Annotated in this window: 27 protein-coding genes and 2 pseudogenes; 21 read left to right on the forward strand and 8 right to left on the reverse strand. The window is 73.6% G+C overall.

The features are described from left to right. Window positions 1-107: 107 nt before the first annotated feature. A pseudogene (locus OG332_RS45030) lies at window positions 108-1,105 on the reverse strand (IS5 family transposase). A gap of 84 nt (window positions 1,106-1,189) precedes the next feature. On the opposite strand from OG332_RS45030, the gene OG332_RS45035 reads away from it, so the two are divergent. Continuing rightward, window positions 1,190-1,540 (forward strand): NTP pyrophosphohydrolase, encoded by a 351-nt coding sequence (locus OG332_RS45035; protein ID WP_327418874.1) that lies wholly within the window; start codon window positions 1,190-1,192, stop codon window positions 1,538-1,540. 7 nt (window positions 1,541-1,547) lie between these two features. Here the strand turns inward: OG332_RS45035 and OG332_RS45040 are convergent, their stop codons facing one another. Continuing rightward, window positions 1,548-1,988 carry an SH3 domain-containing protein gene (locus OG332_RS45040; RefSeq protein WP_327418875.1) on the reverse strand — a complete coding sequence of 147 codons (441 nt, stop codon included), beginning with the start codon at window positions 1,986-1,988 and terminating at the stop codon, window positions 1,548-1,550. Between the two features lie 686 nt (window positions 1,989-2,674). Between OG332_RS45040 and OG332_RS45045 the strand changes: the two genes are divergently transcribed. The 4 genes from OG332_RS45045 (at window position 2,675) to OG332_RS45060 (ending at window position 5,958) form a co-directional block, all read left to right on the forward strand. Then, on the forward strand, window positions 2,675-3,340 hold the full coding sequence (locus OG332_RS45045) for a response regulator transcription factor (RefSeq protein ID WP_327418876.1): 666 nt from the start codon (window positions 2,675-2,677) through the stop codon (window positions 3,338-3,340). Window positions 3,341-3,392: 52 nt separating this feature from the next. Beyond that, window positions 3,393-3,767: a YbjQ family protein gene (locus tag OG332_RS45050; RefSeq protein ID WP_327418877.1), complete on the forward strand. Its 375-nt coding sequence runs from the start codon at window positions 3,393-3,395 to the stop codon at window positions 3,765-3,767. 538 nt (window positions 3,768-4,305) lie between these two features. Beyond that, window positions 4,306-4,515 (forward strand): discoidin domain-containing protein, encoded by a 210-nt coding sequence (locus OG332_RS45055; RefSeq protein WP_327418878.1) that lies wholly within the window; start codon window positions 4,306-4,308, stop codon window positions 4,513-4,515. 30 nt (window positions 4,516-4,545) lie between these two features. Continuing rightward, window positions 4,546-5,958, forward strand: a complete 1,413-nt coding sequence (locus OG332_RS45060; protein ID WP_327418879.1) for a VWA domain-containing protein — start codon at window positions 4,546-4,548, stop codon at window positions 5,956-5,958. Window positions 5,959-5,984: 26 nt separating this feature from the next. Here OG332_RS45060 and OG332_RS45065 read toward each other — a convergent pair. Continuing rightward, window positions 5,985-6,840, reverse strand: a pseudogene (locus OG332_RS45065) (helix-turn-helix domain-containing protein). A gap of 54 nt (window positions 6,841-6,894) precedes the next feature. Further along, window positions 6,895-7,674, reverse strand: coding sequence for an EamA family transporter (locus OG332_RS45070; protein WP_327418880.1), 780 nt, complete (start codon window positions 7,672-7,674; stop codon window positions 6,895-6,897). Between the two features lie 211 nt (window positions 7,675-7,885). Between OG332_RS45070 and pdxR the strand changes: the two genes are divergently transcribed. The 4 genes from pdxR to OG332_RS45090 are packed head-to-tail and all read left to right on the forward strand — an operon-like array spanning window position 7,886 to window position 11,121. After that, entirely contained in the window at window positions 7,886-9,403 is a 1,518-nt protein-coding gene (pdxR, locus tag OG332_RS45075) for a MocR-like pyridoxine biosynthesis transcription factor PdxR (RefSeq protein WP_327418881.1), read from the forward strand. A 43-nt stretch (window positions 9,404-9,446) separates the two neighbouring features. Next, on the forward strand, window positions 9,447-9,914 hold the full coding sequence (locus OG332_RS45080) for an LPXTG cell wall anchor domain-containing protein (RefSeq protein ID WP_327418882.1): 468 nt from the start codon (window positions 9,447-9,449) through the stop codon (window positions 9,912-9,914). 8 nt (window positions 9,915-9,922) lie between these two features. Then, complete coding sequence (locus OG332_RS45085) at window positions 9,923-10,603, forward strand: RNA polymerase sigma factor (protein WP_327418883.1); 681 nt, start codon at window positions 9,923-9,925, stop codon at window positions 10,601-10,603. Next, window positions 10,600-11,121 carry a hypothetical protein gene (locus tag OG332_RS45090; RefSeq protein ID WP_327418884.1) on the forward strand — a complete coding sequence of 174 codons (522 nt, stop codon included), beginning with the start codon at window positions 10,600-10,602 and terminating at the stop codon, window positions 11,119-11,121. Before OG332_RS45085 ends, OG332_RS45090 begins: the two co-directional genes overlap by 4 nt. Before the next feature lie 37 nt (window positions 11,122-11,158). Here the strand turns inward: OG332_RS45090 and OG332_RS45095 are convergent, their stop codons facing one another. Then, window positions 11,159-11,611: a MarR family winged helix-turn-helix transcriptional regulator gene (locus tag OG332_RS45095; protein WP_327418885.1), complete on the reverse strand. Its 453-nt coding sequence runs from the start codon at window positions 11,609-11,611 to the stop codon at window positions 11,159-11,161. 188 nt (window positions 11,612-11,799) lie between these two features. Between OG332_RS45095 and OG332_RS45100 the strand changes: the two genes are divergently transcribed. The 4 genes from OG332_RS45100 (at window position 11,800) to OG332_RS45115 (ending at window position 15,947) form a co-directional block, all read left to right on the forward strand. Then, a complete protein-coding gene (locus OG332_RS45100; protein ID WP_327418886.1) occupies window positions 11,800-13,020 on the forward strand; it encodes an MFS transporter in 1,221 nt (406 codons plus the stop codon). Between the two features lie 45 nt (window positions 13,021-13,065). Continuing rightward, the gene (locus OG332_RS45105) at window positions 13,066-13,494 is read left to right on the forward strand and encodes a GlcG/HbpS family heme-binding protein (RefSeq protein WP_327418887.1); all 429 of its coding nucleotides are present in this window, start codon (window positions 13,066-13,068) and stop codon (window positions 13,492-13,494) included. Window positions 13,495-13,556: 62 nt separating this feature from the next. After that, window positions 13,557-15,191: a beta-N-acetylhexosaminidase gene (locus tag OG332_RS45110; protein ID WP_327419566.1), complete on the forward strand. Its 1,635-nt coding sequence runs from the start codon at window positions 13,557-13,559 to the stop codon at window positions 15,189-15,191. 129 nt (window positions 15,192-15,320) lie between these two features. After that, a complete protein-coding gene (locus tag OG332_RS45115) occupies window positions 15,321-15,947 on the forward strand; it encodes a hypothetical protein (RefSeq protein ID WP_327418888.1) in 627 nt (208 codons plus the stop codon). Window positions 15,948-16,000: 53 nt separating this feature from the next. Here OG332_RS45115 and OG332_RS45120 read toward each other — a convergent pair whose 3' ends face one another. Continuing rightward, complete coding sequence (locus OG332_RS45120; RefSeq protein WP_327418889.1) at window positions 16,001-16,819, reverse strand: endonuclease I family protein; 819 nt, start codon at window positions 16,817-16,819, stop codon at window positions 16,001-16,003. Between the two features lie 217 nt (window positions 16,820-17,036). Here OG332_RS45120 and OG332_RS45125 point away from each other — a divergent pair, with 217 nt between their 5' ends. Further along, on the forward strand, window positions 17,037-17,603 hold the full coding sequence (locus OG332_RS45125; RefSeq protein WP_327418890.1) for a DJ-1/PfpI family protein: 567 nt from the start codon (window positions 17,037-17,039) through the stop codon (window positions 17,601-17,603). 50 nt (window positions 17,604-17,653) lie between these two features. Here the strand turns inward: OG332_RS45125 and OG332_RS45130 are convergent, their stop codons facing one another. Continuing rightward, window positions 17,654-18,469, reverse strand: a complete 816-nt coding sequence (locus tag OG332_RS45130; protein WP_327418891.1) for a glutamate ABC transporter substrate-binding protein — start codon at window positions 18,467-18,469, stop codon at window positions 17,654-17,656. Between the two features lie 204 nt (window positions 18,470-18,673). Here OG332_RS45130 and OG332_RS45135 point away from each other — a divergent pair, with 204 nt between their 5' ends. Both OG332_RS45135 and OG332_RS45140 read left to right on the forward strand, forming a co-directional pair. After that, window positions 18,674-19,795, forward strand: coding sequence for a hypothetical protein (locus OG332_RS45135; RefSeq protein ID WP_442816314.1), 1,122 nt, complete (start codon window positions 18,674-18,676; stop codon window positions 19,793-19,795). Window positions 19,796-19,883: 88 nt separating this feature from the next. After that, complete coding sequence (locus OG332_RS45140; RefSeq protein WP_327418893.1) at window positions 19,884-20,429, forward strand: TerD family protein; 546 nt, start codon at window positions 19,884-19,886, stop codon at window positions 20,427-20,429. 157 nt (window positions 20,430-20,586) lie between these two features. On the opposite strand, the gene OG332_RS45145 is transcribed toward OG332_RS45140, so the two are convergent. Continuing rightward, the gene (locus OG332_RS45145) at window positions 20,587-21,219 is read right to left on the reverse strand and encodes a TetR/AcrR family transcriptional regulator (RefSeq protein ID WP_327418894.1); all 633 of its coding nucleotides are present in this window, start codon (window positions 21,217-21,219) and stop codon (window positions 20,587-20,589) included. A 168-nt stretch (window positions 21,220-21,387) separates the two neighbouring features. Between OG332_RS45145 and OG332_RS45150 the strand changes: the two genes are divergently transcribed. The 5 genes from OG332_RS45150 to OG332_RS45170 all read left to right on the forward strand — a co-directional run bounded on the left by OG332_RS45150 (window position 21,388) and on the right by OG332_RS45170 (window position 25,982). Further along, window positions 21,388-22,269, forward strand: a complete 882-nt coding sequence (locus OG332_RS45150) for a phosphatase PAP2 family protein (protein WP_327418895.1) — start codon at window positions 21,388-21,390, stop codon at window positions 22,267-22,269. Continuing rightward, entirely contained in the window at window positions 22,266-23,159 is an 894-nt protein-coding gene (locus tag OG332_RS45155) for a DMT family transporter (protein WP_327418896.1), read from the forward strand. Before OG332_RS45150 ends, OG332_RS45155 begins: the two co-directional genes overlap by 4 nt. A 152-nt stretch (window positions 23,160-23,311) precedes the next feature. After that, window positions 23,312-23,578: a GlsB/YeaQ/YmgE family stress response membrane protein gene (locus OG332_RS45160; protein WP_327418897.1), complete on the forward strand. Its 267-nt coding sequence runs from the start codon at window positions 23,312-23,314 to the stop codon at window positions 23,576-23,578. 163 nt (window positions 23,579-23,741) lie between these two features. Beyond that, complete coding sequence (gene rraA, locus OG332_RS45165; protein WP_327418898.1) at window positions 23,742-24,221, forward strand: ribonuclease E activity regulator RraA; 480 nt, start codon at window positions 23,742-23,744, stop codon at window positions 24,219-24,221. A gap of 72 nt (window positions 24,222-24,293) precedes the next feature. After that, a complete protein-coding gene (locus OG332_RS45170; RefSeq protein ID WP_442816315.1) occupies window positions 24,294-25,982 on the forward strand; it encodes a peptide-N4-asparagine amidase in 1,689 nt (562 codons plus the stop codon). Window positions 25,983-25,996: the final 14 nt, after the last annotated feature.

Consider the following 25,996-nt stretch of genomic DNA (forward strand, 5'->3'; position numbering starts at 1 on the left):
ACGCTTCCGGCGCCGCAGCCAGGCCCGAGCCCGCCGCTGCCATTACCAACGCCGAGGCCACGACCCACACATGCGGTTGCAGTACTAGGGCCTGTTCTGAGTTGAGATCACGGGAGGGCTGGCAGGCTGCGTAACCAGAGGATGGATCCGCGCAGGTGGAGCCCGGCGGCATAGCTCTCAGGTGTCTTGTCGTAGCGGGTGGCCAGCCCCCGCCATTCCTTGAACTTGTTGATGGCGCGCTCGACGGTGTTGCGATCTTTGTAGAGCGTGCCGTCGTGGCTGACCGGGCGGCCGCCGGAGCGTCCCTTCTTCTTGCGATTGGCAGCCTGGTCGGCCTTTTCCGGGATCACCGCCTTGATGTTGCGTCTGCGCAGGTGGGCGCGGTTGGCTCGGGAGGAGTACGCCTTGTCGCCGGCCACTGCGTCCGGCCGGGTCCTGGGGCGGCCGATCCGGCCGCGCACCTTGATCTTCTTGAGGACAGGGATGAAGTGCGGGCTGTCCGCGGCCTGCCCGGGGGTAAGGATGATGGACAGCGGGCGGCAGCGCCGCTCGACGGCAAGGTGGATCTTGCTGGTGAGCCCGCCCCGGGAGCGGCCCAGTTCGGCGGCCCGCAGTCGGGCCCTGCGGCGCCGGCGCACGGCTCGGCGCTGTTCCCGCTCGGGGTCCTCCCTGTCCGCGGATCCCTCGCCTACGGGGTCGTTTTGTCCCTTTGTTGCAGCCCCTTTTCCTCCGCCACGGCCTTCTCCAGATCCTCAAGGAGCTCCGGGGCGACCGCCATGCCCGCCGCGTGGTGATGCGCCCGAGCAACGGTCGAGTCCACGCTCACCAGGCTGAGATCGACATCGTCGCGAGCCTCCGCCTCGGCGATCATCGCGTCCATGAGGGTCTGGAAGACCTCGTCACGCGCCCACATCCGGAACCGGTCGTAGATCGTCGACCAGGAGCCGTAGCTCTCCGGCACATCCCGCCAGGGACTGCCGGTCCGGAACCTCCACATCACCGCGCTGAAGTAGCGGCGCAGGTCAGGGATCGGTCCGAACGCCCCCAGCGGCAGGTGCGGCTCGATCAACTCCCACTCGGCATCGGTCAGATCATCACGAGTCATGCGACCGGTCTACCCCGGCCAGCACCCTCCTGAAGCGAGAATGACCGATCCCGTGATCTCAACTCAGAACAGGCCCTAGCCGTCATGCCGGGCGTGCTGATCGTGGACGGCGCGAACGTCGTCGGCTCGGTGCCCGACGGCTGGTGGCGGGACCGCCGGGGCGCGGCCGAGCGGCTGCGCGACCGGCTGGCCGGGCGGGACGGCGACGAGGAGATCATCCTCGTCGTCGAAGGCGCCGCCCGGGGCGTCGAGTCCGTTCCCGGGGTACGCGTGGACGCGGCCCCCGGGAGCGGCGACGACCGGATCGTGGAACTGGCCGCGGCCCATGCGGACCGCGGCTGCGTCGTGGTCACGGCGGACCGGGAACTGCGCGAGCGGGTCCGGGCGTACGGAGTGGAGTGCGTGGGGCCCCGTACCGTACGCCCGGCGGACTGACCCGGGGTCAGCGGCAGTACTTGACCTCGGAGAGGTTCTTGACGTAGCGCGCGGAGACCCAGCGCTCCTTGTCGTAGGCGGCGCGGCCGGCGCTGTCGGTGCCGTTCATCAGGTTCTCGTCGTCGTACAGCCGGTACCAGATGCGGTTGCCGTCGACCTTCTCGCCGTACTTCTTGCACTCGATCTCGAGCTTGTTGTTCGGGTACACGTGGCCGAGGGACTGCGAGTGGGTGGTCGGCTTGCTGCGGACCTTCAGCGGGCCCTTGGAGACGACCTTGCCGATGGCGTGCTTGAAGTCGGGGTAGGTGCCGGGCTGGCCGTCACCGACGACGATCTCACGCGGCGGCACGTCGTCACCGTCGTCCGCGACGGCGGCGCCCGCTCCGGCCAGACCGAGAACCAGGCTTCCGGTGGCGAGAGCGAGGATGGTTCTGGTGGGCTTCAGCATGAGCCGGCTCCTCTACGAAGACGTCCGCCCGGCCGCGTCGCGCGGCGCGTGGCGGCAACCAGGCGGTTGCCAGGCACGACTATGACGAGGGCGGGGGCCGTAGCCCCGGTGGCTCACCGTGGTTTAGCCCGATATGACCAACCTGTGCCGTCGCGTCGCGGCGGCCGTGCCCGCCCCCGGACGGGCACGGCCGCGCAGCGGAGCCCCGGGGGGACAGGGCCGGTGCCGGCCGGTGAACCGGCGGAGGCAGATCTACGGGCGGACCGCGCCCGGCCGCGCCCATCCACGGGTTGAGACCGGCCTACCACCTTGGGTGTCGACGCTAAACAACCAGGGGGGTACACAAGGGGGGTGACGTGCACTTCGTCAGACGTCCGGCCGCGGTCCGGATCCGCGCCGGGCTTCCGACCGCCGGCGGGATCGTGTGTGCCGTCGGCTCGCCGCGCCCGCACGGGGCCTCGGCCCGGGCCGCGGTATCACGACCCTGGCCGTACTCCTGTGGGGCACCGGCGCGCACGGCGGGACACGCCGGCGCCACCACCCGGAAACCGCCGGTCAGGGGTTGATCGACATGGGCGAACGGGCGACGATCCACCACGGCACGGTGACCGCCGAGCCCGCCCCCGAGGGCGGCTCCGAGGTCAGCCCACGGGTCCCCGTGCCGCAACCGGGAGGGGGTGAAGCGCATGCCGTCCGTGCTCGTCGTCGATGACCGGTTCCTGATCCGGTCCGGACTGACCGCGCTGCTGACCGCCGCACCCGGCTACGAGGTCGTCGGCGAGGCCTGCGACGGCGAGGAGGCGGTCCGGCTCGCCGCCGAGACCCGGCCCGACGTCGTCCTCATGGACATCCGGATGCCCGGCACCGACGGGATCGCCGCCACCGAGCGGATCCTGGCCGGCCGGGAGGACCCCGCGGACGGCGGGCCCAAGGTGCTCGTCCTGACCACCTTCGACTCCGACGAGCACGTCTTCCTCGCGCTGCGGGTCGGCGCCAGCGGCTTCCTCGTCAAGGACACTCCGCCCGAGCGGCTCCTCGCCGCCATCTCCACCGTGCACGCCGGCGAGATGCTGTTCGGCCCCCGCGCCCTGCGCGGGCTGATCGACGCCTACGCCGCCCCGGCCGCCCGGGCCCCGCGCCCCGGCCTGGACACCCTGACCCCGCGCGAGCGCGAGGTGCTCGCCCTGGTCGGCGCCGGACTGTCCAACGCCCAGATCGCCGTACGGCTCGTCCTCAGCCCGGCCACCGTCAAGACGCACGTGCACCGCTGCATGAGCAAGCTGGCGCTGTCCAGCCGCGCCCAGGCCGTCGTCGTGGCACACGAGTTCGGCCTCGCCGCCCGAATGCCGTGACCGCGCGGCTCCCCGGATGCGGGCGGCGGCGGCCCGGGCGAGAGTGGGTGGCATGGGTATCGAAGACTACGGCGGCGGGGCCGGGGCACAAGAGACCGGCGTACTCGTCGTCACGACCAACGACGTCCCCGGCTACCGGGTCGAGCAGGTCATCGGCGAGGTCTTCGGCCTCACCGTGCGCTCCCGCCACCTGGGCAGCCAGATCGGCGCGGGCCTGAAGTCGATGATCGGCGGCGAGCTGAAGGGCCTCACCAAGACCCTGGTGCAGACCCGCAACCAAGCCATGGAGCGGCTCATCGAGCAGGCGAAGGCACGCGGCGCGAACGCCGTGCTGATGATGCGCTTCGACGTCACCGACGCCGCCGACGTCGGGACCGAGGTGTGCGCGTACGGGACGGCCGTCGTCCTGGTCCCCGCATCCGCCTGACCCCTCCGGACACTCCGGACTCGTCTACCGCACCCTCCCGCAGACCCTGCGGCTGACCAGGGGCGCTCGTACAAGGTGACCTTCTCCTGCGAGAGCGGCTTCAGCGGCGACTACCGGTTCGTCACGGGATCCGGGACCACCGAAACCGCCACCACCCTCGACCAGGCCGGTACGCCCGCCCCCTTCACCCGGACCTTCACCGCCGGCGCCTGGATCGGCGTACGGAAGGTCACCCCCGAGGACTCCCACAACGAGGCCGATCTGATCCTCGACGACCTGACCGCGGACGACGTCGGACCGGCCGGCGGCGGCGAACTCCTCGTCTCCCAGGGACAGATGGGCGTCAAGGCGGTCGACAGCCAGGATACCGCCGGTGAGGACGGCGCCGCCGCCAACGTCCTCGACGGCGACGCCGCCACGATCTGGCACACCCCGTGGTACGCCGCCACCGCACCCATGCCGCACGAGATCACCCTCGGCGCCGCCTACGACGTCTGCGCCCTGCACTACCTGCCCCGGCAGTCGCAGAGCAACGGACGTGTCTCCGGCCACCAGGTGTTCACCGTCCACCGACGGGATCACCTGGGGGACGGCCGCTGCCACCGGGACCTTCCCGAACACGACGGCTCAGCGGGACGTCTCCCTCACGGCGCGCACCGCCCGCTACGTCAGGCTCCGGGCCGCCAGCGAGGTGGCCGGCAATCCGTGGACCTCGATCGCGGAACTCAACATCGGATACCGGCCGTAGAAGCGGGCTCCGGCAGGCAGACTGGGTGCCGTGACGACATTGCACAAAGGCGCCAACCTGGCCGTCGGAGCCACCTCCGTGCGGGCCGTGCTCTGCTGGTCGGCCGGGCCCGGCGTGCCGGACGTGGACGCGTCCGCACTCCTGCTGACGGCGGCCGGACGGGTCCGCTCCGACGACGACTTCGTCTTCTACAACCAGCCGCGCCACGCGTCCGGAGCCGTACGGCACCTCGGCAAGCAGCCCGGCGCCGACACCATCGGGGTCGACCTGGGAACGCTGGAACCCGGCATCGAGCGCGTCGTGCTGTGCGCGTCCGCCGACGGCGGCACCTTCGGCCAGGTCCCCGGGCTGCACCTGCGGCTGCTGGACGCGGTGTCCGCGGCCGAGCTCGCCCGCTTCGACATGGACGCCGGACCGGAGACGGCCTTCCTGAGCGGAGAGCTCTACCGGCGGGCGGGCGTCTGGAAGTTCCGGGCCGTCGGCCAGGGGTACGCGAGCGGCCTGGCCGGGCTGGCGCGGGACTTCGGCATCACCGTGGACGAGGAGCCGCGGCCCGCTGCCCCGCGGCCCGCCGCCCCGGTGGCTCCGTCCCCGACGGTCCCCGCGCCGGTCGTCTGGCCCGCCCCGGCCCCGGCCGCACCGGAACCCCCGCCCCCGCCGCCGGCCCCGACGGTACGGATGGCCAAGGGCGAGGAACAACTGCCGCCCGCCGTGCGCGAACTCCTCTCCCTGCGCAAGCAGCAGGTCGCGGTCAGCCTGCGCAAACAGGGCGTCACGACCCTGACCGCCCGCGTCGTCCTCGTCCTCGACGCCTCCGGTTCGATGGCGGGCCACTACACCCGCGGCACCGTCGCGGGCGTAGCCGAGCGCATGGCCGCCGTCGCGGCACAGCTCGACGACGACGGGCAGATGCAGGCCTGGACCTTCGCCACGAACCCGGCCCGCCTGCCGGACCTGGAGATCGGCGAGCTGCCCGCATGGCTGCGCCTGCACGTACGCGTCGGCCAGATCGGGTTGTTCGGGCGCCGGAAACCGCCCAAGGGGCTGGTCCCCGGCCAGGTCGACATGCGCGCGGTCGGCATCGGCAACGAGGAGCAGAAGGTCATCGCGCAGGTGCGCGCCTTCGTACGGGACCCCCCGGTGCCCGCCCCGACGCTGGTGCTCTTCTTCTCCGACGGCGGCGTCTACCGCAACGCCGAGATCGAGCGGGAGCTGCGGGAGGCCGTCGAGGAGCCGCTGTTCTGGCAGTTCATCGGCCTGGGCCGGGCCCAGTACGGGGTCCTGGAGTACTTCGACACCCTGCCCGGACGGCGGGTCGACAACGTGGGCTTCTTCGCGGTCGACGACATCGACCGGCTTCCCGACCCGGAGCTGTACGACCGGCTGCTGTCGGAGTTCCCGTCCTGGGTGCGCGCCGCCCGCGCGGCGGGCATCCTGCGCTGACGGCCCGCGGCCGGCAGGCGGGCACGTCACCGGGCGGGCCCCCGGACCGACTGCTGGGCGCGGAAGCGTACGGGTGCCATGCCCACCCGGCGGCTGAACAGCCGGCTGAAGTGGGCCGGGTCCTCGTAGCCGGCCCGCCGGGCGTTCCCGGCGACCGGCAGGTCGGTGCGGGCCGGCAGCTCCTTCGCCCGGCTCAGCCTGATCCCGAGGAGGTACTCCTTGACCCCCTCCCCGCAGTTGCGCCGCACACCCCGGCGCAACTGCGGCAGCGGCATCCCGAGGCGGGCGGCGTGCTCGGTCACGGATATCGGCAGCAGGGCGTCCCGCGCCAGCGCGTCCATCACGGCGTCCCCGTGCCCGGACGTCTCCGCACGGGCGCAGCGCAGGGCCACGAGCAGCCCGTGCACGGCGGCCGCGGCCTCGACCTCCAGCAGCGGTCCGCCGCGCCGGGCGGCCCGGACGATCCCGTCGACGACGTGCTGCACCCCGGCCGTCGCGCCGAACGGCACCAGCGGGCGGTCCGGGGTGACGTAGCCCCGGTCGGTGTACGCGGCCACGGCGGGCCCGGCGAAGTCCACGAAGCACTCGTCCGGCCGGTCAGCGGATCGGGCCCGTAGTGGTGTTCCACTCCCGGCACCAGCCACAGCAGCGCGGCCGCGGTCACCGGCGCGGCGGCCGGCCCCCGTGGCTGAACCAGCCCCGGCCGCGGGTGACGACCACGGCGACGTGGTGGTCGAGCGCGCGCGGCCCGACCACCGGCAGCACGCCCTGCTGGACCCCCACCCCGAGGCAGACCGGGCCGAGCCTGCGGTGGTTGGCGGTGGGGGAGAAGTACCGCATCCAGCTGCTGTACGGGGGCGCGTGGCGAGCGGGCGTCGGCATCTGCGGATTGTGATCCACGAGCCCGGGCGCCCTCAAGGGGATGCGGCCACCCGGTCACCGCGCGGAGTCCGCGTGGGCACCGCGGGGCGTCCGCGCGGGCGTTGCGGGGGTCGGGCCCGGGCGCAGGCCCAGGGCCAGCCCCGCGACCACCACCAGCAGCCCCAGCCACACCGCCGGTCCCGGCACCCCGCTGCCGGTCAGGACCCCGGCGCCGGCCGCGGCCGGCGGCGCGACCCCGGTCAGCAGCCCGGCGCGGCCCGCGCCCACGGAGGCCACCGTGCGGTACCAGAGCAGGAAGGCCACCGCCGTCACCATGACGGCGAGGTACCCCGCCGCCCCCCACTGGACCGGCCCCAGCGAGCCCAGGTCGGCAGGGCGCTCGAATGCCACCGCGAGCCCCGCCAGCATCAGCGCCCCCAGCCACACCGCGTGCACGGACACCCCCCACGCGCCGTGCCGGCGCAGCACCGGCACGGCGAGCAGGGTGAACCCGGCCTCGCAGCCCAGTGCGACCGCGGCCCAGCCCACCCCAGCGGCGTCCGTCCGGCCCGTCCCCTCGACCAGCACCGCCCCGGCCACCACCACCGGAGCCGCCAGCAGCACCTGGCGGCTGGGCCGCCGCCCCTCCAGGAACGGGCCGATCAGCCCCAGCAGAATCGGTACGGAGGCCACCGCGACGGCGATGACGGCAGGTTCGGCGTGCGCCACCCCGCGCACGACGGCCACGTTGAACAGCACCAGCCCGGTGGCCGCGATCCCGGCCAGCCACAGCCACTCCCGCCCGCGCGGCCGCAGGACCGGCACCCGCGCGGCCCGGGCCAGGGCGAACAGCAACAGCGCGGCGGCGGCGTACCGGACGGCCTGCGTGCGAACAGCGGGGCGTCGACGAGCGAGCGGGAGACGGTGACGCTGCTGCCGACCAGCGCCATCCCCGCGATGCCGGGGGCCAGGTCCCGGAAGGCGGTGGAGGCTCCGGTCGTGGTCGTGGTCGTGTTCGTCGTGGAGGTTTTCTGCATGAGATCCAGCGTGGCTCCACAATGGTCCGATGAGCAGGTCCAATGAAGGCGTGATGCAGGGGTCCAAAAGCCCGAGCGGCTCGGACTTCCTCCAGCTCGACCTCGGCCAGGCCCCGCCGGGCGGCCGCACCGACTGGCTGGCGGGCCGGCTCCGCGCGGCCATCGCCGACGGCCGGCTGCCCGTCGGCAGCCGGCTCCCGGCCAGCCGCGTCCTCGCCGCCGAACTGCGCGTCTCCCGCGGGCTCGTCACCGAGGCCTACCAGCGGCTCGCGGAGACCGGCCAGGTCCGCGGCCGCGGCCGGGGCGGCACCGTGGTGGTCGCCGCCCCGCCGCCGGCGGCCGGGCCGACGCCCGCCCCGGACCGCGGCGGGCTGGTGGACGCCCTGCGCGCCGTGCCCTGCCGGATCGACCTCTCGCCCGGGGTCCCCGACCTCACCGCCTTCCCCCGTACGGCCTGGCTGCAGGCCGAGCGGCGGGTGCTCGCCGGTCTGACGCCGGCGGATTTCGGCTACGGCAACCCCCAGGGCGCGCCCGCCCTGCGCGAGGCGGTCGCCGGCTGGCTGGCCCGCAACCGCGGCATCCGCGCCGACCCCGACGAGGTGGTGATCGTCGCGGGCGTCGCCCAGGCCCTGGGGCTGCTGGCGCAGGTCCTGCGCGAGGAGGGCGTGCACCGGGTCGCGGTGGAGGACCCCGGCTCGCTCGGGGCCCGGCAGCAGCTCGAGTACGGGCGGCTGGAGACCGTTCCCGTACGGGTGGACGAGGCCGGGCTCGACGTGGCCGGGCTCCGCGCGAGCGGGGCCGGGGCCGTGCTGCTCACTCCGGCGCATCAGTTCCCGACCGGGGTGGTCCTCGACGGCGGGCGCCGCCGGGACCTGCTCGGCTGGGCGGCCGCCGGGGGCCTGGTCATCGAGGACGACTACGACGCCGAGCACCGCTACGACCGCGCCCCCGTCCCCGCGCTGCGCGCCCTGCACCCCGAGGCCGTCTGCTACGCCGGGAGCGTCTCCAAACTCCTCGCCCCCGCCCTGCGCCTGGGCTGGCTGCTCGTGCCGCCGCGGCTGCGTGACGCGGTGACGGCCGCCAAGCGCTACGCCGACCTCGGCAACCCGGTCCTCGCCCAGCTGGTCCTCGCCCGGCTGATGGACTCGGGCGAGCTGGAGCGGCACCTGCGCCACGTCCGCCGCCGCCACCGCCGTCGCCGCGACGCCATGCTCCGGGCCCTCGCCGACCACCTGCCGGGGGCCCGGGTGCACGGCGCGGCGGCCGGCCTGCACCTGATGGTCACCTTTGACGCGGCCGGTTTCGAGGACACGGCCCTGGCCTCGGCGGCGCTGGCCCTGGGCGTCAAGACCCACCCGCTGTCGTGGCACCGCGTCCGGCCGGGCCCGCCGGGCCTGATCCTCGGCTACGCGGCGGGCTCGGCCGGCGAGATCGAGGAGGGCGTCGCCACCCTGGGTACCGCCCTGCGCGGGCTGCCGGGAACCGGGCGACAAGTTTTTCCGGATCGGCGGCAACCTCCCGGAGGGTCGCGCGTCGTGCGGGGGTGAAGGGCGCAGTCCCGCGTCCTCGACCCGACCGTGGAGAACCACCGTGAAGAACCTGAAGCGTGCCCTGCGCGCCCCCCTGGCCGTCCGTCGGACGGCCGTGATCGCCGCCGCGGCGGCAGTGGCCGTCTCCCTCGCCGGTCCGGCCTCCGCCGCGAGCGGCAGCTCGCCCGCGCCCGCTCCGTCGGTCAGCGTCCCGGCCAGTGCCTCTCCCAGCGGGGGCGGGGCCAAGCCGGTTCCCTCGGTCAGCACCCCGCCGAGCGAGGGTTCGGGCGCGAAGAGCGCGGCTCCCGGCGCCGCTCCCAGCGCGGCCCCCAGCGTCGACGCGTCGAGCCCGGGGACGCCCGGTCCGGGGCCCAGCGCCTCCCCGTCCGAGGCGGGCCCCGCCGCCGGGGGGGCCGAGCTCGCGCATACTGGCTCCTCGGCGACCACCATGGCCCTCGGGGCGGGGGCCACCGGTCTGGTCCTCGCCGGCGCCGGAGCCCTGTACGCCGTGCGGCGCCGCGCGAACTGAGGATTCCCGTGCTCCACCTCGCACCACCCGTCGGCCCCCTCACGCCCGGCTTCGGCCGGGCGTGGCGGGGCCTGTGGTCGTTGCTGCGCCGAGAGCGTTCCGCCCCGCCGGCCTCGCCGCGGTCGCACGAGGACCCGTACGGGCCTCCGGACGGGTCCTCGTACGGAGACCCGTACGGGCACACGGGCCACGGCGAACCGCAGCCGCCCACCGTCACCGAGCTCTACCACGCGCACCGGCTGCGGATGGTCCGGCTGGCGGTGCTGCTCGTCGACGACCTGGCCACGGCCGAGGACGTGGTCCAGGACGCCTTCACCGCCCTGTACCGGCGCCACGGTGAGCAGATCACCGAGGTCGACAACGCCCTCGGCTACCTGCGCACCGCGGTCGTCAACACCTCGCGCTCCGTACTGCGCCGCCGGCGCACCGTACGGGCCTGGACCCCGTCGCCGGAGGCCGACGTGCCGTCCGCCGAGGACCACGTGGTCCTGGACGAGGCGCACCGCGAGGTGCTCGCCGCGCTCGGCCGGCTCACGGCGCGCCGCCGCCAGGTCCTGGTGCTGCGCTACTGGGCCGACCTCAGCGAGGCGGAGATCGCGGCCACCCTCGGGATCAGCCGGGGAGCGGTCAAGTCCAATGCGAGCCGCGGTCTGGACGCGCTGGAACGGATTCTGGAGGGACGGATATGACGCGTGACGGCGAACGCCTCGCCGAACGGCCGGTCGAGCGGCGGCTGCGGCAGGCCCTCGACGCCCGCGCGGACAGCATCGACGTCCGCCGGCTGCGCCCCGCGGATCCGCCGGGACCGCAGGTGAGGCGGCTGCCCGTGGAAAGGCTGCGGCGGTTCGCGCTGCCCCTGGCGGGTCTGGCGGCCGTTGCGGCCGCCGGGATCGGCTACCTGCTGCTCGCCCCGGATCCGGCGCCCGGCCCGACGCCTCCGGCCACCCCGCCGAAGGTCACGGGTCCCGGCCCGTCCCCGGAGTCCTCGCCGACGCCCTCGCCGAGTTCCGCCGGGTCGGCGCAGCCGAGCCCGGGCGTGGACGCGTCGGGGCGCCCGGTGGAATCGGATCCTCCGGCCGCGTCGGCGAGCCCCCCGACCGCGCCCCCCTCGAAGGGCTCGGGGTCGGTCTCGCCGTCGGCGGTCCCGTCCACCCCGTCGGGCCGGGCGGTGACCTCCTCGCCGCCGGCCACCGGCGGTCCGCGCTAGGAGCCGGACCGCGCCGGTATCCGGCGCCGCGCCGGGGTCAGCGGCGCAGGTTCTCCACGGCCGACACCAGCGGGGCGAGTTCCGGGTTGCGCGAGGCCTCGTCCAGGGCCTCGCGCAGCGCGGTGTCGTTCGTGGGCCGGGCCGCGGCCAGGAGGGCCAGACCCGCCTCGCTCACGTCGGTGTAGATGCCCCGGCGGTCGGTGTCGCAGATGTAGCGGTTCAGCAGGCCGCGGTCCTCCAGCCTGCTGACCAGCCGCGTCGTCGCGCTCTGGCTGAGCACCACCGAGTCGGCGACCTGGTGCATCCGCAGGTGCCCGCCCGGGCCGCTGTGCTGGCGGCTGAGGACGTCGAGGAGCGAGTACTCGCGCACGCTCAGGCCGTGCCCGGCCTGCAGGGCCCGTTCGATGTGCGTCTCGATCCGCCCGTGCAGGAGGGAGAGGGCGCACCAGCCCTGGGAGAGGGCGGTGAGCGCGCTGTCCGTGGCCGTCATGGGCTTCCTCCGTCGAAGCGTGCTGCCGGGTGCGGGGTGTGTGATCCCAGGATAGGGCACGTCTGCAATAGCCCGCGCTTGCAAATATCTCGCGTCTGCAATTAATGTGGACGCATGTAAGCGGCGATCGCAATCGTGTGCCGCTTGCTGCACCCGCACCGCCACCTCCCCTGAAGGGCACCTCCCCCATGCCTCTCGCACTCCTCGCCCTCGCCGTCGGGGCCTTCGGGATCGGCACCACCGAGTTCGTGATCATGGGCCTGCTCCCCGAGGTCGCCGGTACGTACGGCGTCTCGATCCCCACCGCGGGCTTCCTGGTCACCGGCTACGCCCTCGGCGTCGTCCTCGGCGCGCCGCTCATGACCGTCCTCGGCACCCGCATCCCGCGCAAGCGCATGCTGATGCTGCTCATGGGCCTCTTCATCGCGGGCAACGTGCTCTCCGCCCTCGCCCCCTCCTTCGGCGTCATGCTGGCCGGCCGCGTCGTCGCCTCCCTCGCGCACGGCGCCTTCTTCGGCATCGGCGCGGTCGTCGCCGCCGAACTCGTCGCCCCGCAGAAGAAGGCCGGAGCCATCGCCATGATGTTCACCGGCCTGACCGTGGCCAACGTCGTCGGCGTCCCGCTCGGCACCTTCGTCGGGCAGACCCTCGGCTGGCGCGTCACCTTCCTGATCGTCGCCTCGCTCGGTGTCGCCGGGCTGCTCGGCATCGCCCGCCTGGTCCCCGAACTGCCCCGGCCCGAGGGCGGCGTACGGATCCGCCGGGAGCTCGCCGCCTTCCGCAACGTGCAGGTGCTGCTCGCGATGGCGATGACCGTGCTCGGCTTCGGCGGCGTCTTCGCCGCGATCACCTACATCACCCCGATGATGACCAACGTCGCCGGCTTCGCCGACTCCTCCGTCACCTGGCTCCTCGTCCTCTTCGGCCTGGGCATGGTCGCCGGCAACCTCATCGGCGGCCGGTACGCCGACCGCGCGCTCATGCCGATGCTGTACGTGTCCCTCGGCGCGCTCGCCGTCACCCTGGCCGTCTTCACGCTCACCGCCCACACCAAGGCCGGCGCCGCCGTCACCGTGGTGCTGATCGGCGCCCTCGGCTTCGCGACCGTGCCGCCGCTCCAGAAGCGGGTCCTGGACCAGGCCGCCGGGGCGCCCACCCTGGCCTCTGCCGTCAACATCGGCGCCTTCAACCTCGGCAACGCCCTCGCCGCCTGGCTCGGCGGGCTCGTGATCGCCGCCGGACTCGGCTGGACCGCCCCGAACTGGGTCGGCGCGGCGCTGGCCGCCTCCGCCCTGGTCCTCGCCCTCGTCTCCGGCGCACTGGAACGCCGTACGACCGGGCGCGCCGGCCGGGTCGTCGCGGCAGCCGCGGCCCGCGAGGCGACCGCCGCCGCACCCGCCCGCCACTGATCCACCCCTCATCCCCGTACGCAACCCCCGCAAGGAGAAACCGGCATGTCCACCTCCCCCCGCACCGCCGTCGCCGCCCTGACCACCGAGGACGCCGAGCTGCTCGTCGGCGTCGCCAAGTCCGCCGCAGAAGCGGCCGGGGCCACGGTCAGCGTCACCGTCCTCGACGCCGGCGGCCACCTGCTCGCCTTCCGCCGTGACGACCGGGCCGTACTGATCTCCGGCGAGACCAGCATCCGCAAGGCCTACACGGCCCTCCAGCTGAACGCGCCCACCGCCGACCTCGTCGACGCGGTCCGCCCCGGAGGCCCCTTCCACACGCTGCCCACGGCCCTGGACCGTCCCCTGCTGTTCATCGCGGGCGGGCTGCCCGTCCACCGCGACGGCCGGCTCGTAGGTGCCATCGGCGTCGGCGGCGGAGCCCCCGACCTGGACCACGCCCTCGCCGCCACGGCGCTCGACGCCCTGGTCTGACACCGCCGGGTCGCGCGCCCGTGTCCCCCGTGCCAGGTTGGGTACGGGGACACAGGTGCATGATGCGGAAACCGAGGCTTCACAGGAGGGTCCACACCATCGCGACGGCAACGGCCGCCGCGCTGGTGACTCTCGCCGTTCCGAGCTGCACGGCCGCCTCGGACGAGGCGCGTGCCCCCGCCGCCCCGGGCTCCTCCACGACGGCGGCCGGCCCGGCCGAAGCCGCCCCGACACCGCCCACCCCCACCCCCACCCCCGCCCCGACGCAGTCCTACCCGCTGTCCACCGCTCCGCGCACCATCCCCGCCGTACGGGAGCACGCGCCGGCCCGCGGCCCCGGCTGGAAGCCCGCCCCCGACGCCCGCGTGGTCGTCGCACAGGGCGACGCCGCCGCCCTGTCCGACGAGGCCAAACTGCTTGCCGGGGAACTGGGCCTCAAGTACGGCGACTCGGCGGCGCCGCGCGCCGGCGACGTGGAGCTCTCCCTCGGGGGTGCGGGCAAGCCCGAGTCGTACACCCTCACCGTCAAGGACCGCACGGTCCGGATCAAGGGCCCCGACGAGGCCGGGGTCTTCTACGGCACCCGCACCCTCAAACAGGCGGTGAAGAGCGCCGGTTCGGCACCCGAGGGCACCGTGAACGACGCCCCGGCCAAGCCCCAGCGCGGCCTCAACCTCGACATAGCGCGCAAGCACTTCACCCCCGACTGGATAGAGGACCGGCTGCGCGAGATGGCCGACCTCAAACTCAACCAGCTCGGCCTGCACTTCTCCGACGACCAGGCCTTCCGCATCCAGTCCGACACCCACCCCGAGATCGTCTCCACTCCGCACCTCACCAAGGCGCAGGTGCGTGAGATCACGGCGCTCGCCTCCCGGCTGCACATCACCGTGGTCCCCGAGATCGACTCGCCCGGACACCTCGGCGCGGTGCTGCGCGCCCACCCCGACCTGCAACTGCGCGACGTACAGGGCAGGGCGGTCAAGGGAGCGGTGGACATATCCAACCCGGCGGCCGCGAAGCTCGTCGACGACCTGCTGCGCGAGTACCGGCCGCTGTTCCCCGGCGGAGCCTGGCACCTGGGCGCCGACGAGTACCAGGCGCTGGTCTACCGGGACCCGCAGGCTTCCTTCCCGCAGCTCGCCCGCGCGGCGCAGCAGCGGTACGGCCCCTCGGCGCGCGTGCAGGACCTGGCCACGGGCTGGCTGAACGACCGCGCCGACGTGGTCCGCCCGTCGGGCAAGGCGCTGAAGGCGTGGAACGACGGCTTCTTCTCGGGCGGGGTGACGAGCGCGGCCAAGGACATCCAGGTCGAGTACTGGACCGGCAAGGAGATCGGCGCCCGGCCGCCGCTGGAGTACCTGCGCGAGGGCCGCAAGCTGGTGAACCTCAACGACGAGTACCTGTACTACGTGCTCGGCGAGCCGAACGAGTTCACCTATCCCACCGGCCGGCGGATCTACGAGCAGTGGACACCGCTGGTCCTGCGCGGCACCACCCCCGTGCCGGCCTCCTACGGCGACCAGATCCTGGGCGGGCGCCTCGCGGTCTGGGCCGACCTGTCCGGCGCCCAGACCCAGGCCCAGGTGGCGGAGGGCATCCGGCTGCCGCTGGCCGCGCTCTCCCAGAAGGTCTGGGACTCCCGCGCACCCCAGCTGCCCTGGTCCGGCTTCCAGTCCCTCGCCGACCGGCTCTGAGCGGGGACACAGGTCCGCGATCTGCAACAGTCCGACACCGGGCCGGTGACGAACGACTTTCGGCCATCGTTCCGGCCTGATCCCGGCGCTACGTTGACGCTCCGCTTCGACGTGGCAAAGGGAGACGGCATGAGAGTGGTGCGCAGCCGGAGACGGGCGCGCGGGCGGGCCGGACTGGCCGCCCTCGCGGCGTGCGGGATGCTGGGGCTCACGGCCTGCCAGGGCGGTGACGACGCGGCCCCGGCCGCTTCCGAGGCCGGCCCGACCGGCTCGTCGGCCACGGCCACGCCCTCCGCCGGCTCCTCCGCCACCGCCGTGACGCCCTCGGCGTCGAAGTCGCCCGCGAAGGCAACGGCGACCGCCGCGACGGCGAAGAAGAGCGCTTCCGCCACCCCCGGGTCCGGTGCCACCTGCGACCACAAGATGCCGATCGCGCCCGACCTGATCGCCGTCCGCCGGTACACGCCCGAGGGTGCCGCGCACCATCTGATCGTCCATCACGGGAACTGGGGCTGCACTCCCGACGGGGACGGGACGTACTTCGAGCCGGTGGGCAAGGAGACCTTCCTCCCTCTCGCGGACGACGCCGGGATCACCGCCACCGCCCCGGTCGTCGAGGGTTCGGCGCCCAAGAAGATCAGCGTCCAGCAGCTCGTCGACTGGGTGGTCGCCCACCCGGACTCCGGGCTGCCGTTCCGCTACCACCTGGGCGCCGACGGGGCGATCGACACCCTCGACGAGGTCTACCTCCCGTAGGCCGTCCGGCTGCCACCGGACGGGGCGGCCGCCGTGACGGCGGCCGCACCGGGTCACCAGATGGAGTTGACCCACTCCGGGTGGTCGATGAACGGGTTGCGGTTGTGCTGGTAGGTGTCGAATATGACCTGGTTGCGGCGCTGCTCGAAGGCGTCCGGCGGGTCCATCTGGTTCCACTGCTTCAGCAGGCTGATCCGGCCGAAGAGCGGCGCGGAGCCGTTGTTGACCTTGTCGTTCATCTCCAGGTCCGCGAAGCCGTCGCCGCCGTCGTAGCGGACGGCCATGTAGAGCAGCATCCGGGCCACGTCGCCCTTGACCGCGTCCCGCGGCTCGAAGGAGTCGGCGTCGGTCAGGCTGCCGGGGGCTTCGCTGACGGGGCTGCCGCCGTTGTCGAAGTCCTTGTTGCCCCGGGTGCTGTTGACGGTCACGTCCTCCGGGCGCAGGTGGTGCAGGTCGGTGCCCGGGCCGGTGGCGGTGCCGAAGTCGCCGTGGCTCTTGGCCCAGACGTGCTCGCGGTTCCAGTCGTTGACGCCGCCGCCGTTCGTCGCCTTGGACTGGGAGCGGCCCGAGTAGACGAGGATGACGTTGTTGGGGTTCGCCGGGTCCTGGTCGGTGACCTTCAGGGCGTTCCACACACCGTCGTAGGTCACCTTGGACTGGTTCTTGATGATGGTGTGCAGGGCGGTCTTGAGCGCGGCCCCGGTCTTGCCCTGGGCGCTCGCGTAGTAGTCCGCGTACGGGTCCACCGCGGCGGCCGTCGGGTTCTCGGGAGTGGTCGTGCGCTGCTGGCCGGCGGACGCGGCCGCCGGTACGGCGAACAGGGCGGCGGCGGCGAGGGCGGCCGCCCAGGGGGTCAGGCGCGAGATTCTCATCGGGTGGGGGGTACCTCTCCATACGCACCGTCCCCGCCCGGGGAATTGGCGGAGTGTCAGTGGCAGAGCGAGGGTCACATTGTCATGTGCCGAACAGGTGAAAACCACGTGTCGGTAGGGGGGATCTTCGTGTGTGCAGGCTGTCCGCGGCGGGCAGGGTAGGGGTGGCCCCGGGCGGGGCCGGACCGACCACGACCAGCCCTATCTGGAGCAGCCCATGGCAGTGAAGATCCTCATCGTGACCGGCGACGCGGCCGAGTCGCTGGAGGTCCTGTACCCGTACCAGCGCCTGCGCGAGGAGGGGTACGAGGTCCACATCGCGGCGCCGCAGGTGAAGAAGCTGCGGTTCGTGGTCCACGACTTCGAGGAGGGCTTCGACACCTACACCGAGAAGCCCGGATACACCTGGCCGGCCGACCTGTCCTTCACGGAGGTGGTCACGGAGGACTACGCGGCCCTGGTGGTGCCGGGCGGCCGGGCGCCGGAGTACCTGCGCAACGATCCCGAGGTGCGGCGCATCGTGGCGGCCTTCGCCGACTCCGACAAGCCGATCGCCCAGATCTGTCACGGCCCGCTCATCACCGCCGCGGCCGGGGGCCTGACCGGCCGTCGCGTGACCGCGTACCCGGCTCTGGAGCTGGACATGAAGGCGGCCGGGGCCGAGTTCGAGGACTCCGAGACCGTGGTCGACGGCACCCTGGTCTCGGCCCGGGCCTGGCCCGACCACTCACGCTGGATGAGGGAGTTCCTGACCGTACTGCGCAGCAAGGCCCCGGTGGTCTGACCACCGGGGCCGGGGGCGGGGCGGGGGAACGGCCCCGCCCCCGGCTGTCGTCAGCTGACCGTGGTGATCGCCGGAGCGGGCTCGTACTTGTAGTTCGGGCCGAAGTTCTTCTTCACGGCCGCCTCCCAGGAGCCGTCCTTGACCATCTTCTTCAGCGCGTCGTTGATCTTGCGCTGGAGCTCCTTGTTGCCCTTCTTGACGCCGATGCCGTAGTTCTCGTTGCTGAGGCTCTGGCCCGTCAGCTTGAACTTGCCCTCGTTGCCCTTGCGGGCGGCGTACCCGGCCAGGATGGCGTTGTCCGTGGTCATTGCGTCGACGCGGCTCTCCTGAAGGGCGACGAGGCAGTCCGAGTAGCCGCCGAGCTCCAGCAGGGCCGCCTTGGGGGCGAGGTTCTTCTTGAGGTTCTCGGCCGAGGTGGAGCCGGTCACCGAGCACATCGTCTTCGTGTTGAGGTCCTCGGCCTTGTTGATGGAGGTGTCGTCGGCACGGGTCAGCAGGTCCTGGTGCGCGACGAAGTACGGGCCGGCGAAGTCGACCTTCTCCTTGCGCTTCTCGTTGATCGAGTAGCTCGCGACGACGAACTTCACCTCGTTGTACTGCAGGAGCAGCTCGCGGTCGTTGCTGAGGACCTGCTTGAACTCGATCCGGTCCGGCTTGTAGCCGAGCTCCTTGGCCACGTAGGTGGCGACGTCCACGTCGAAGCCGGAGAAGGTGCCGCCGGTCTCCCGCATGCCGATGCCCGGCTGGTCGAACTTGATGCCGATGGAGAGGGTCCCCTGGTCCTCCTCATCGCCGAAGACACACCCGGAGGCGGTCAGGGCGATGGCGATCACTGCGGCGACCGCACCGGCCTGGGGAACCTTCATGCTGCACTCTTTCCTGGGAAACGCGGGAGGAGCCACCGGGATCGCCGGGGCGTGTGGAACCGCGGAAACGCGGGTGACGTCGATACGTGTGTACGAGGAAGCTAGGAAGCCCGCGGGCACAGCGTCACTAGATTTGAGCGAAACTTGAGGATAACGATCCGGTTCAGTCGCAGATCCTCCGGTTGAACCGGGCCGGAGCGGGAGATGGGGGCGGGCGTGGGAACAGGGTCCGTACGCGTGGACGGGAATGCGCTGCTACTGGGCGAAGGGGTACAGATCCGGTTTATCCGGACGCTGAGGCTCCCTGAGTCGGGCACCCACGCACTGCCGCCGGGGCTGGGGGAGTTCCCGCTGCGACGGGTGGAGGACCACCCGGACACGGTGCCGCCCGAGTGGCTGGCGAAGGGCGGCGTGATGCTGCCCGTGTACCTGCGCGAAGCGATGTGGCTCAGTTTCGGCGGGACCCGCGAGCCGGCCGCCCTCCAGGTCGGGGTCGGCAAGGTGTGCGCCGTATCCGGCGAGCGCTGGACGGGAAGCCTGGCGCGCGATCCGCAGAACTACGTGGTGCTGCCCCGGCAGCCGTGGCTGGACGGGATCAACTCCGGGGACGGGACGGTGCGCCAGTTCGTCGCCGTACCGCTGGGGCTCGGAGCCACGGTCGAGGGGCAGGTCACCGGCGAGGAGACCACCGGCGGCGTCCAGCTCCAGGCGTTCCCGCTCGGGGCGGCGGCGCTGGCGAGGTGGCGCCAGGCTGAGCGGGCGCGCCTGACGCCGCCGCGGCCGGTCGGCGGCGAAGGGCTCTACGGGGCTCCGCCCGCCCCGGGCTCCACGGGCTCCATCGGCTTCGCGGGCTACGGCGGCCCGGTGCCCGCGCCGATGATGGCGCAGCCGGGCGCGGTTCCCGGCGCGCCCCGTCCTGTGGGCAGGACGCCCGCGGCTCCGGCGATGGGGCTCGGCGTCGGCGGCTCCATGCGCCAGGAGGTCTACCGGGACGAGCGGCCGCTGTCCGACTGGGCCGGGGAGCCGGCCGGGCGGGTCTTCGTCCACCTCGTGCCGCCGCCCGCGTGGCGCCGTATCACCGGGGAGGACGCCCCGCCCTCGCCGGTCGACCGGGCCGCCTACACCCGGGCCGGGCTGCCCTGGTTCGACCACTACGACGAGTCCGCCGCCGACCTCGCGCCGGCCGACGCCCTGAGCGGGGTCAAGCCGGTGGGGGAGTGGCTCGGGGACGACCACACCCCGTGGGAGGAGCCGTCGCCCGGGCAGGTCGAGCCGCTCGGCAACGCCCCGAGGCCGGGCAAACCCGTACAGGACGGCGACTGGTAACCGGCCGGGAACGTACGGTCCTTCGGGTCGCGGCGGTGGCCCGTGGGATCATGCAGGGGCAAGTCCTGGTGAACGAAGGGGGAGTTCGGTGACTGGTGTACGCAAGGGCCTGGCCAAGGTGGAATTCGCGCTGCGGTGGGACCCCAGCCCTGCGGGCACGCCCGCGAACGACCTCGACATAGTCGCCGCGGTCTACGGCGCCGGGGACCTCCACGGCGCGCCGGCCCAGCTGGTCCACTTCGGCAGCCGGTCCCCCGACGGGACCATCACCCTGAACCGGGACAGCCACACCGGCCAGGGCTTCGGCTTCGACGAGGTGATGATCTTCGAGCTGGACCGGATGCGGTCCGAGCTGTGCCGGGTGGTGGTCGGCGTGGTCATCCAGGGCGTGGGCGCGGACACGGGCGCGGGCCGAGCGAAGACCTTCGCCGACATCGCCGGCACGGGGTTCCGGATCCGCGAGGGGCACACCGACCTCGCCCAGAGCGACTTCGCGTCCGTGCCCTCCGCCACCGCGGCCACCGTCGCCGAGTTCACCCGCGACGCGTCGGGCGCCTGGTCGTTCGAGGTGCGGCTGCGCGGGTTCGACACCGACCCGGAGGAGTTCGCCCGGGTCATGGGCGGTGTCCGCTGAACACGACCGCCGGGGCGGGCGCGGTGCCGCACAGACCGGGCGGCGGCCACTCCTCGTGTGAGTGGCCGCCGCCCGGTCCGGGTGGCGCGCTGCCGCCGCCCCCACGAGGCAGCGCGGGCGGGTCGCCGTCAGGTCATCGGGACGGCGGCCCGCCGGTTCAGGGGGTCCGTCCGGCCGGGGGCCGGGCGGGGCGGGAAGGTGTCAGACCCAGGGACGGGAGCATGACCGCGTCGACGAACCGGACCAGGTAGTCGGCGTCCGCGTACCGTCCTTCCAGCAACGGCCGGATCCGGAGCACGCCCATCAGCTGGGCCGGCAGGAACTCGACGGCCGGATAGTCCGCGGCGATCTCGCCGCGCGCCACGGCCCGCCGCACCATCACGTCGAACGCGGCGAGCTCGGGCTCGACCAGTGCCTCGCGCAGGGCCGCCTGGAGTTCCTCGTCACTGAGCACGGCGTGTCCGAGGGCCTGCGTCAGCCGGGTGTCGCGCCCGGAGGTGCCGGCCGCGATCCGGGCCGCCTCGCGCAGGTCACCCGCCAGCGTCCCGGTGTCCACCGCGACGAGGGTGCCGCGCCGGCCGGCGCGCAGGGCGGCGGCGACGAGCTGGGGCTTGGTCTTCCACTGGCGGTAGAGCGTGGACTTGCCGCAGCTGGCCCGGGCGGCGACGCCCTCCATGGTCAGCGCCTCGTAGCCGTGCTCGCGCAGCTGCTCCAGGACGGCGTCGTAGAACTCCTGCTCCCGCTCCGGGGTGATCTTGGAGCGGCGCGCGGGGGTCGGCGTCGACGTCATGGCTGCGGCTCTCCTCGGGGGCTCCTCGGCGGCGGTTCCACTACGGAAGTGTACGGGAACGCGACCGTATCGGTACACCAGCGTATCGGTACACCAGCGTATCGATACGCCAATGTATCGATACACTGGCGTGTCGCAGTGCGCGTAAACAGGAAGAGAGACCGGGGGATGACCTCCCACACCACACCCGCCGTGCCGGAGGCCGGGCCGGCCGGACCGAGAGCCGCGCGCCGTCGCCTCATACGCGAGCTGCTGCTCGTCGCGGGTTTCTTCATCGTGTACAAGGCCGGCCGGCTGCTCTCGACGGACCGCACCGGGGAGGCCTTCCGCAACGCGGAGCGAATATGGGACGCCGAGAGAACCCTGCGCCTGCCCGGTGAAGGCGCGGTTCAGCGGCTGCTGCTGCACGGGGACGCCCTCGTGCACACCGCGAACACCTACTACGCGGTCGTTCACTTCCCCGCGACCGCGCTCTTCCTGATCTGGCTCTACATCCGCCGCCCCGCGCACTACCTGTGGACCCGCCGGGTCCTGGCCGTGCTCACCGGAGCCGCCCTCGTCCTGCACCTCGCCTTCCCCCTCGCGCCCCCGCGGATGCTCGAAGCCGCGCAGCTCATCGACACCGGGCAGGTCTACGGGCCCACCGTCTACCGGGCCGCGCCGGACGCCGACACCCTGGCCAACCAGTTCGCCGCGATGCCCTCGCTGCACTTCGGCTGGGCGCTGATGCTCGCGCTCGGCGTGATCGCCGCCACCCGCACCGAGTCCCCGGGCGGGAAGACCCCCTCCCGGTGGCGCCTGCTGTGGCTGCTGCACCCGCTGCTGACCCTGCTGGTCATAGTCGGCACGGCCAACCACTACTGGCTCGACGCGGTCGTGGCCGCGGTCCTGCTCGGCGCGGCCCTGCTGCTGGTCCCGAGGCCGCGCGCGAGCGGTCCCGGCAGCGTCCCGGGCGCGGACCCGGACCCGGGCGCCGACGCCGATGCGGACGCCGTACGAGGGCTGCCGGACCGGCAGGGTGCCGCGGCCGCCGTGGGGGCCGGGCAGTGAACGACACCGTCCTCGCCCTCGCGCTCTGCCTCGCCTCGGCCTTGGCCTACGCGGCCGGCGCCGTCGCCCAGGAGCGCCTCGCCCGCGCCGCCGTCGCGCGCAGCGCCAAGGCCCTGATGGGCTCCGGCGCCTGGTGGTGGTCGGCCGGGCTGAACGCGTCCGCCGCGCTCCTGCACGCGGCAGCCCTGCGCTACGGCCCCCTCACCCTGGTGCAGCCGCTCGGCGCGCTCACCCTGGTCGCCGCCGTCCCGCTGGGCGCGCGCCGGGCCGGACGCCGGGTGGCGGCCACCGAATGGCGGGGGACCCTGGCCACCGTCGCCGGGCTCGGCCTGCTGCTCCTGCCGGCCTCCGGGCCGGCTCCCGACGACACCCTCACCCTGGCCGAGGCGCTGGCCGTCTCCGGGGCGACGGCCGCGGTGATCCTGGCGCTGACCGCGTCCAAGGACCCGCGCTCGGGACTGCGGCACGCGACGGCGTCCGGGCTGGCCTCCGCGGCGGCCTCCGCACTGACCCAGACCGTGGCCGTGGCGGGCGGCCGCGGCGGGGCCCTGCTCAGCGTCCGGGTCGTCGCGGTGGCCCTGCTCGTCGTGTTCTTCGCCGTGGGCGGGATGCTCCTGTCGCAGCGGGCCTACCGCGGCGGACTCGGCGCCCCGCTCGCCGTGGTGAACCTGGCCAATCCGCTCGCCGCGGCCGCCATCGGCATGGTCCTGCTCGGCGAACGCCTCCAGGGCGGAGCCCCGGGGATGCTGCTGGCCGCGGCCGGAGCCCTCCTGGCGGCCCGCGGGGTGGTCCTGCTGACCCGGACGCCCTCCGGCGGGGCGGTTCTCCCGCGGGCGGTGCCCGACGTGGCCCCGGCCGCCGCCGAGCCCGTCGGCCGCGTGGCGGTCTGAGCCGGAGAGAACCGTTTCGGCAACGGTCGCGTCCTCCCTGGTGAACGTCCGGGTGCAAAGAACGGCTGGACGGCGACCGAAGCACCGAAGCACCGAACGACCGAACGACCGAACGACCGAACCACCGAACCACCGAAGCGGAGTGACTGGGCATGGGGATCGTCAGCTGGATCATCCTGGGACTGCTGGCCGGCGGCATCGCCAAGGTCCTGTTGCCCGGCCGGGACCCCGGCGGCCTGATCGGCACCACCCTCATCGGCGTCGCCGGCGCGTTCATCGGCGGCTGGCTCTCGGCGAAGGTCCTGGACAAGCCGATCCAGACGGAGTTCTTCGACATGGCGACCTGGGGCTCCGCCATCGCGGGCTCGCTCGTCCTGCTCATCGGCTACCGCATCCTGTTCGGCAACTCGCGGGACTGACCCGGCTCCGCGGGCCGGCACCCGCACCACGACCCGTCAGGTTCCGGCCGACGTCCGGGTGCGGGCCGGGCACGGTACCCCTCGCCGCGCCGGACGAAGGCCCCACTACCCTGGCCGGACCGCGCGATGTACGAGAACGAGCAGCGAGGAAACCGGTACCGACATGAGCGTCACCCCCGTCCCCACGGCCGATCTGTACGACGAGTACGGCGAATCCCTCGGCATCTGTGCCACCGCGTTCCGCCAGTTCGGCGGCCGCCGCCTGTTCGCCGGCCCCGTACGGACCGTCCGCTGCCACGAGGACAACGCCCTGCTGCGCGCCCTCGTCCACACACCGGGCGAGGGCGCCGTGCTCGTCGTGGACGGCGCCGGTTCGCCCCGGACCGCCCTGGTCGGCGGCCTCCTCGCCGGTGCGGCCGAGAGCAACGGCTGGGCGGGCCTGATCATCAACGGCTCGGTCCGCGACAGCGTCGCCCTCGGCGGGCTCGACCTCGGCATCAAGGCGCTGGGCACGGTCCCGCGCAAGAGCGGCAAGACCGGCGCCGGCGCCGTGGACGAGCCCGTCACCATCGGGGACGTCACCTTCCGCCCCGGGGACACGGTCCACGCGGATGACGACGGCGTGGTCGTCCTGCGCGGCTGACGGCGAGAACAGGCCAGGGTCCGCGCACCGGCCCTGGCACGGCCGGCCCGGCCCGGGTTTCACTTCGGGTCCATGAGACGACACAGGATCACGGGCCTGCTCGGCGCGATCGCGCTGGCCGCCGGCACCCTGGCCGCCGCGGGACCCGCGCACGGCCTCACTCCGGCCGACCCGCCGTCCGCGCACGGCCTCTCCCGGGCCGACCCGGCGCCCGCGCCCGGCCGGACCCCGGCCGACCCGCCGCCCGCCGAGTTCGGCACCGACTGGCACGACCCCCTCACCCCCGCCCCGCCCGTCACCCGGCCCGCGACCCGGTCCTGCGAGGTGACCCTCGCCGAGGCGCAGTTCCGCGACTTCACCCCGTACCAGGGCAGCTACGCGCCGCCCGCCGGTTGTGGCGCCGGCCCCTGGGCGAAGGTGGTCCTGCGTCTCGACGGCAAGGTCAAGGGCCGCCAGTACGACCGGCTCGGCCACCTCTCCCTCGGCGGCGCCGAGATCCTGCGGACCTCCACCCCCCAGCCCTCACCCGACGGGATCACCTGGTCCGTGGAGAAGGACGTCACCCGCTACCGCGACACCCTCGCCCGCCCGCAGCCCGTCGAGATGCTCATCGGCAACGTCGTCGACGACACCTACACCGGTGTCATCGACGTCAAGGTGACCCTGACCTTCTACGCCGCGGAGGGTGGCACCGCGGCCCCCGACACCCCCGACCGCGTCCTGCCCCTCACCTCCCCGTCGGTCACCACCCCGCGCAACACCGAGCGCCTCCTGGCCGAGGTGTACGCCACCGGCTCCGGCGGCGGCTGCGAGGAGTACTGGTACATGACCACCCCGGACGCGGCCCCGTACTCCTGCAAGGCCGCCGGCGGCCCCCACCGCGAGGTCCGCGTCTCCGTCGACGGGCGGCTCGCGGGCATCGCCGCGCCCTTCCCCACGGTCTGGACCGGCGGCTGGTCCAACCCCTTCCTGTGGTACGTCACGCCCGGCCCGCGCGCCTTCGACGTGCAGCCGATCCGCTACGACCTGACCCCCTACGCCGCCCTGCTCAACGACGGCCGCCCGCACCGGATCGAGGTGTCCGTCGCCGGGGTGCCGGCCGGCCAGAGCGGCTGGAGCACCCCCACCAACCTGCTGCTGTGGCAGGACGAGGCCCGGCAGGTCGTCACCGGCGCTCTGACCCGGCACGAGCAGAGCGCTCCGACGGGCCACTCCCGCTGGACGCCCGCCGCGCCCGGCGGACAGCACCGACTGGACACCGAGGGAGGCCACCGGCTGACCGTCGCCGGGCACCTGGACACCTCCCACGGCCGGGTGGCCACCACCGTCACCCGCACCGTGCGGGGCACCTCCGTCCACCGCTGGACCGAAGGCGAGAACCTCGACGCGCTCGAGGCCACCTGGACCGACGAGGAGAGCGTCACGCACGGGCCGACCACCACCCGGACCGCCCGCACCTACACGATGGACGGCGAGACCACCCTCGGCGCCGGTGACCGGCTGCGCACCGTCCTCTCGCTCGGCGACCGCGCGGACACCGTCACCCTGCGCGGCGGCCGGCCGGTGGACTCCTCCCGGCTCGACGACCGGTACACGGGTGACGCCACCTACACGGCGAACGTCCCGCGCGACCAGCGGCACGCGGTCGCCACCACCACGGCGCGCTACCGGCTGTACGGGCCGCAAGCGCCCGGCGGGTGCTACGACCGCACGGTGAACACCGTCCAGGGAACGGTCATGGCGGACCGCCGACGCTGCTGACGGTGGCGGCGCCT

This window comes from Streptomyces sp. NBC_01233 (assembly GCF_035989305.1).
Classification (GTDB): domain Bacteria; phylum Actinomycetota; class Actinomycetes; order Streptomycetales; family Streptomycetaceae; genus Streptomyces.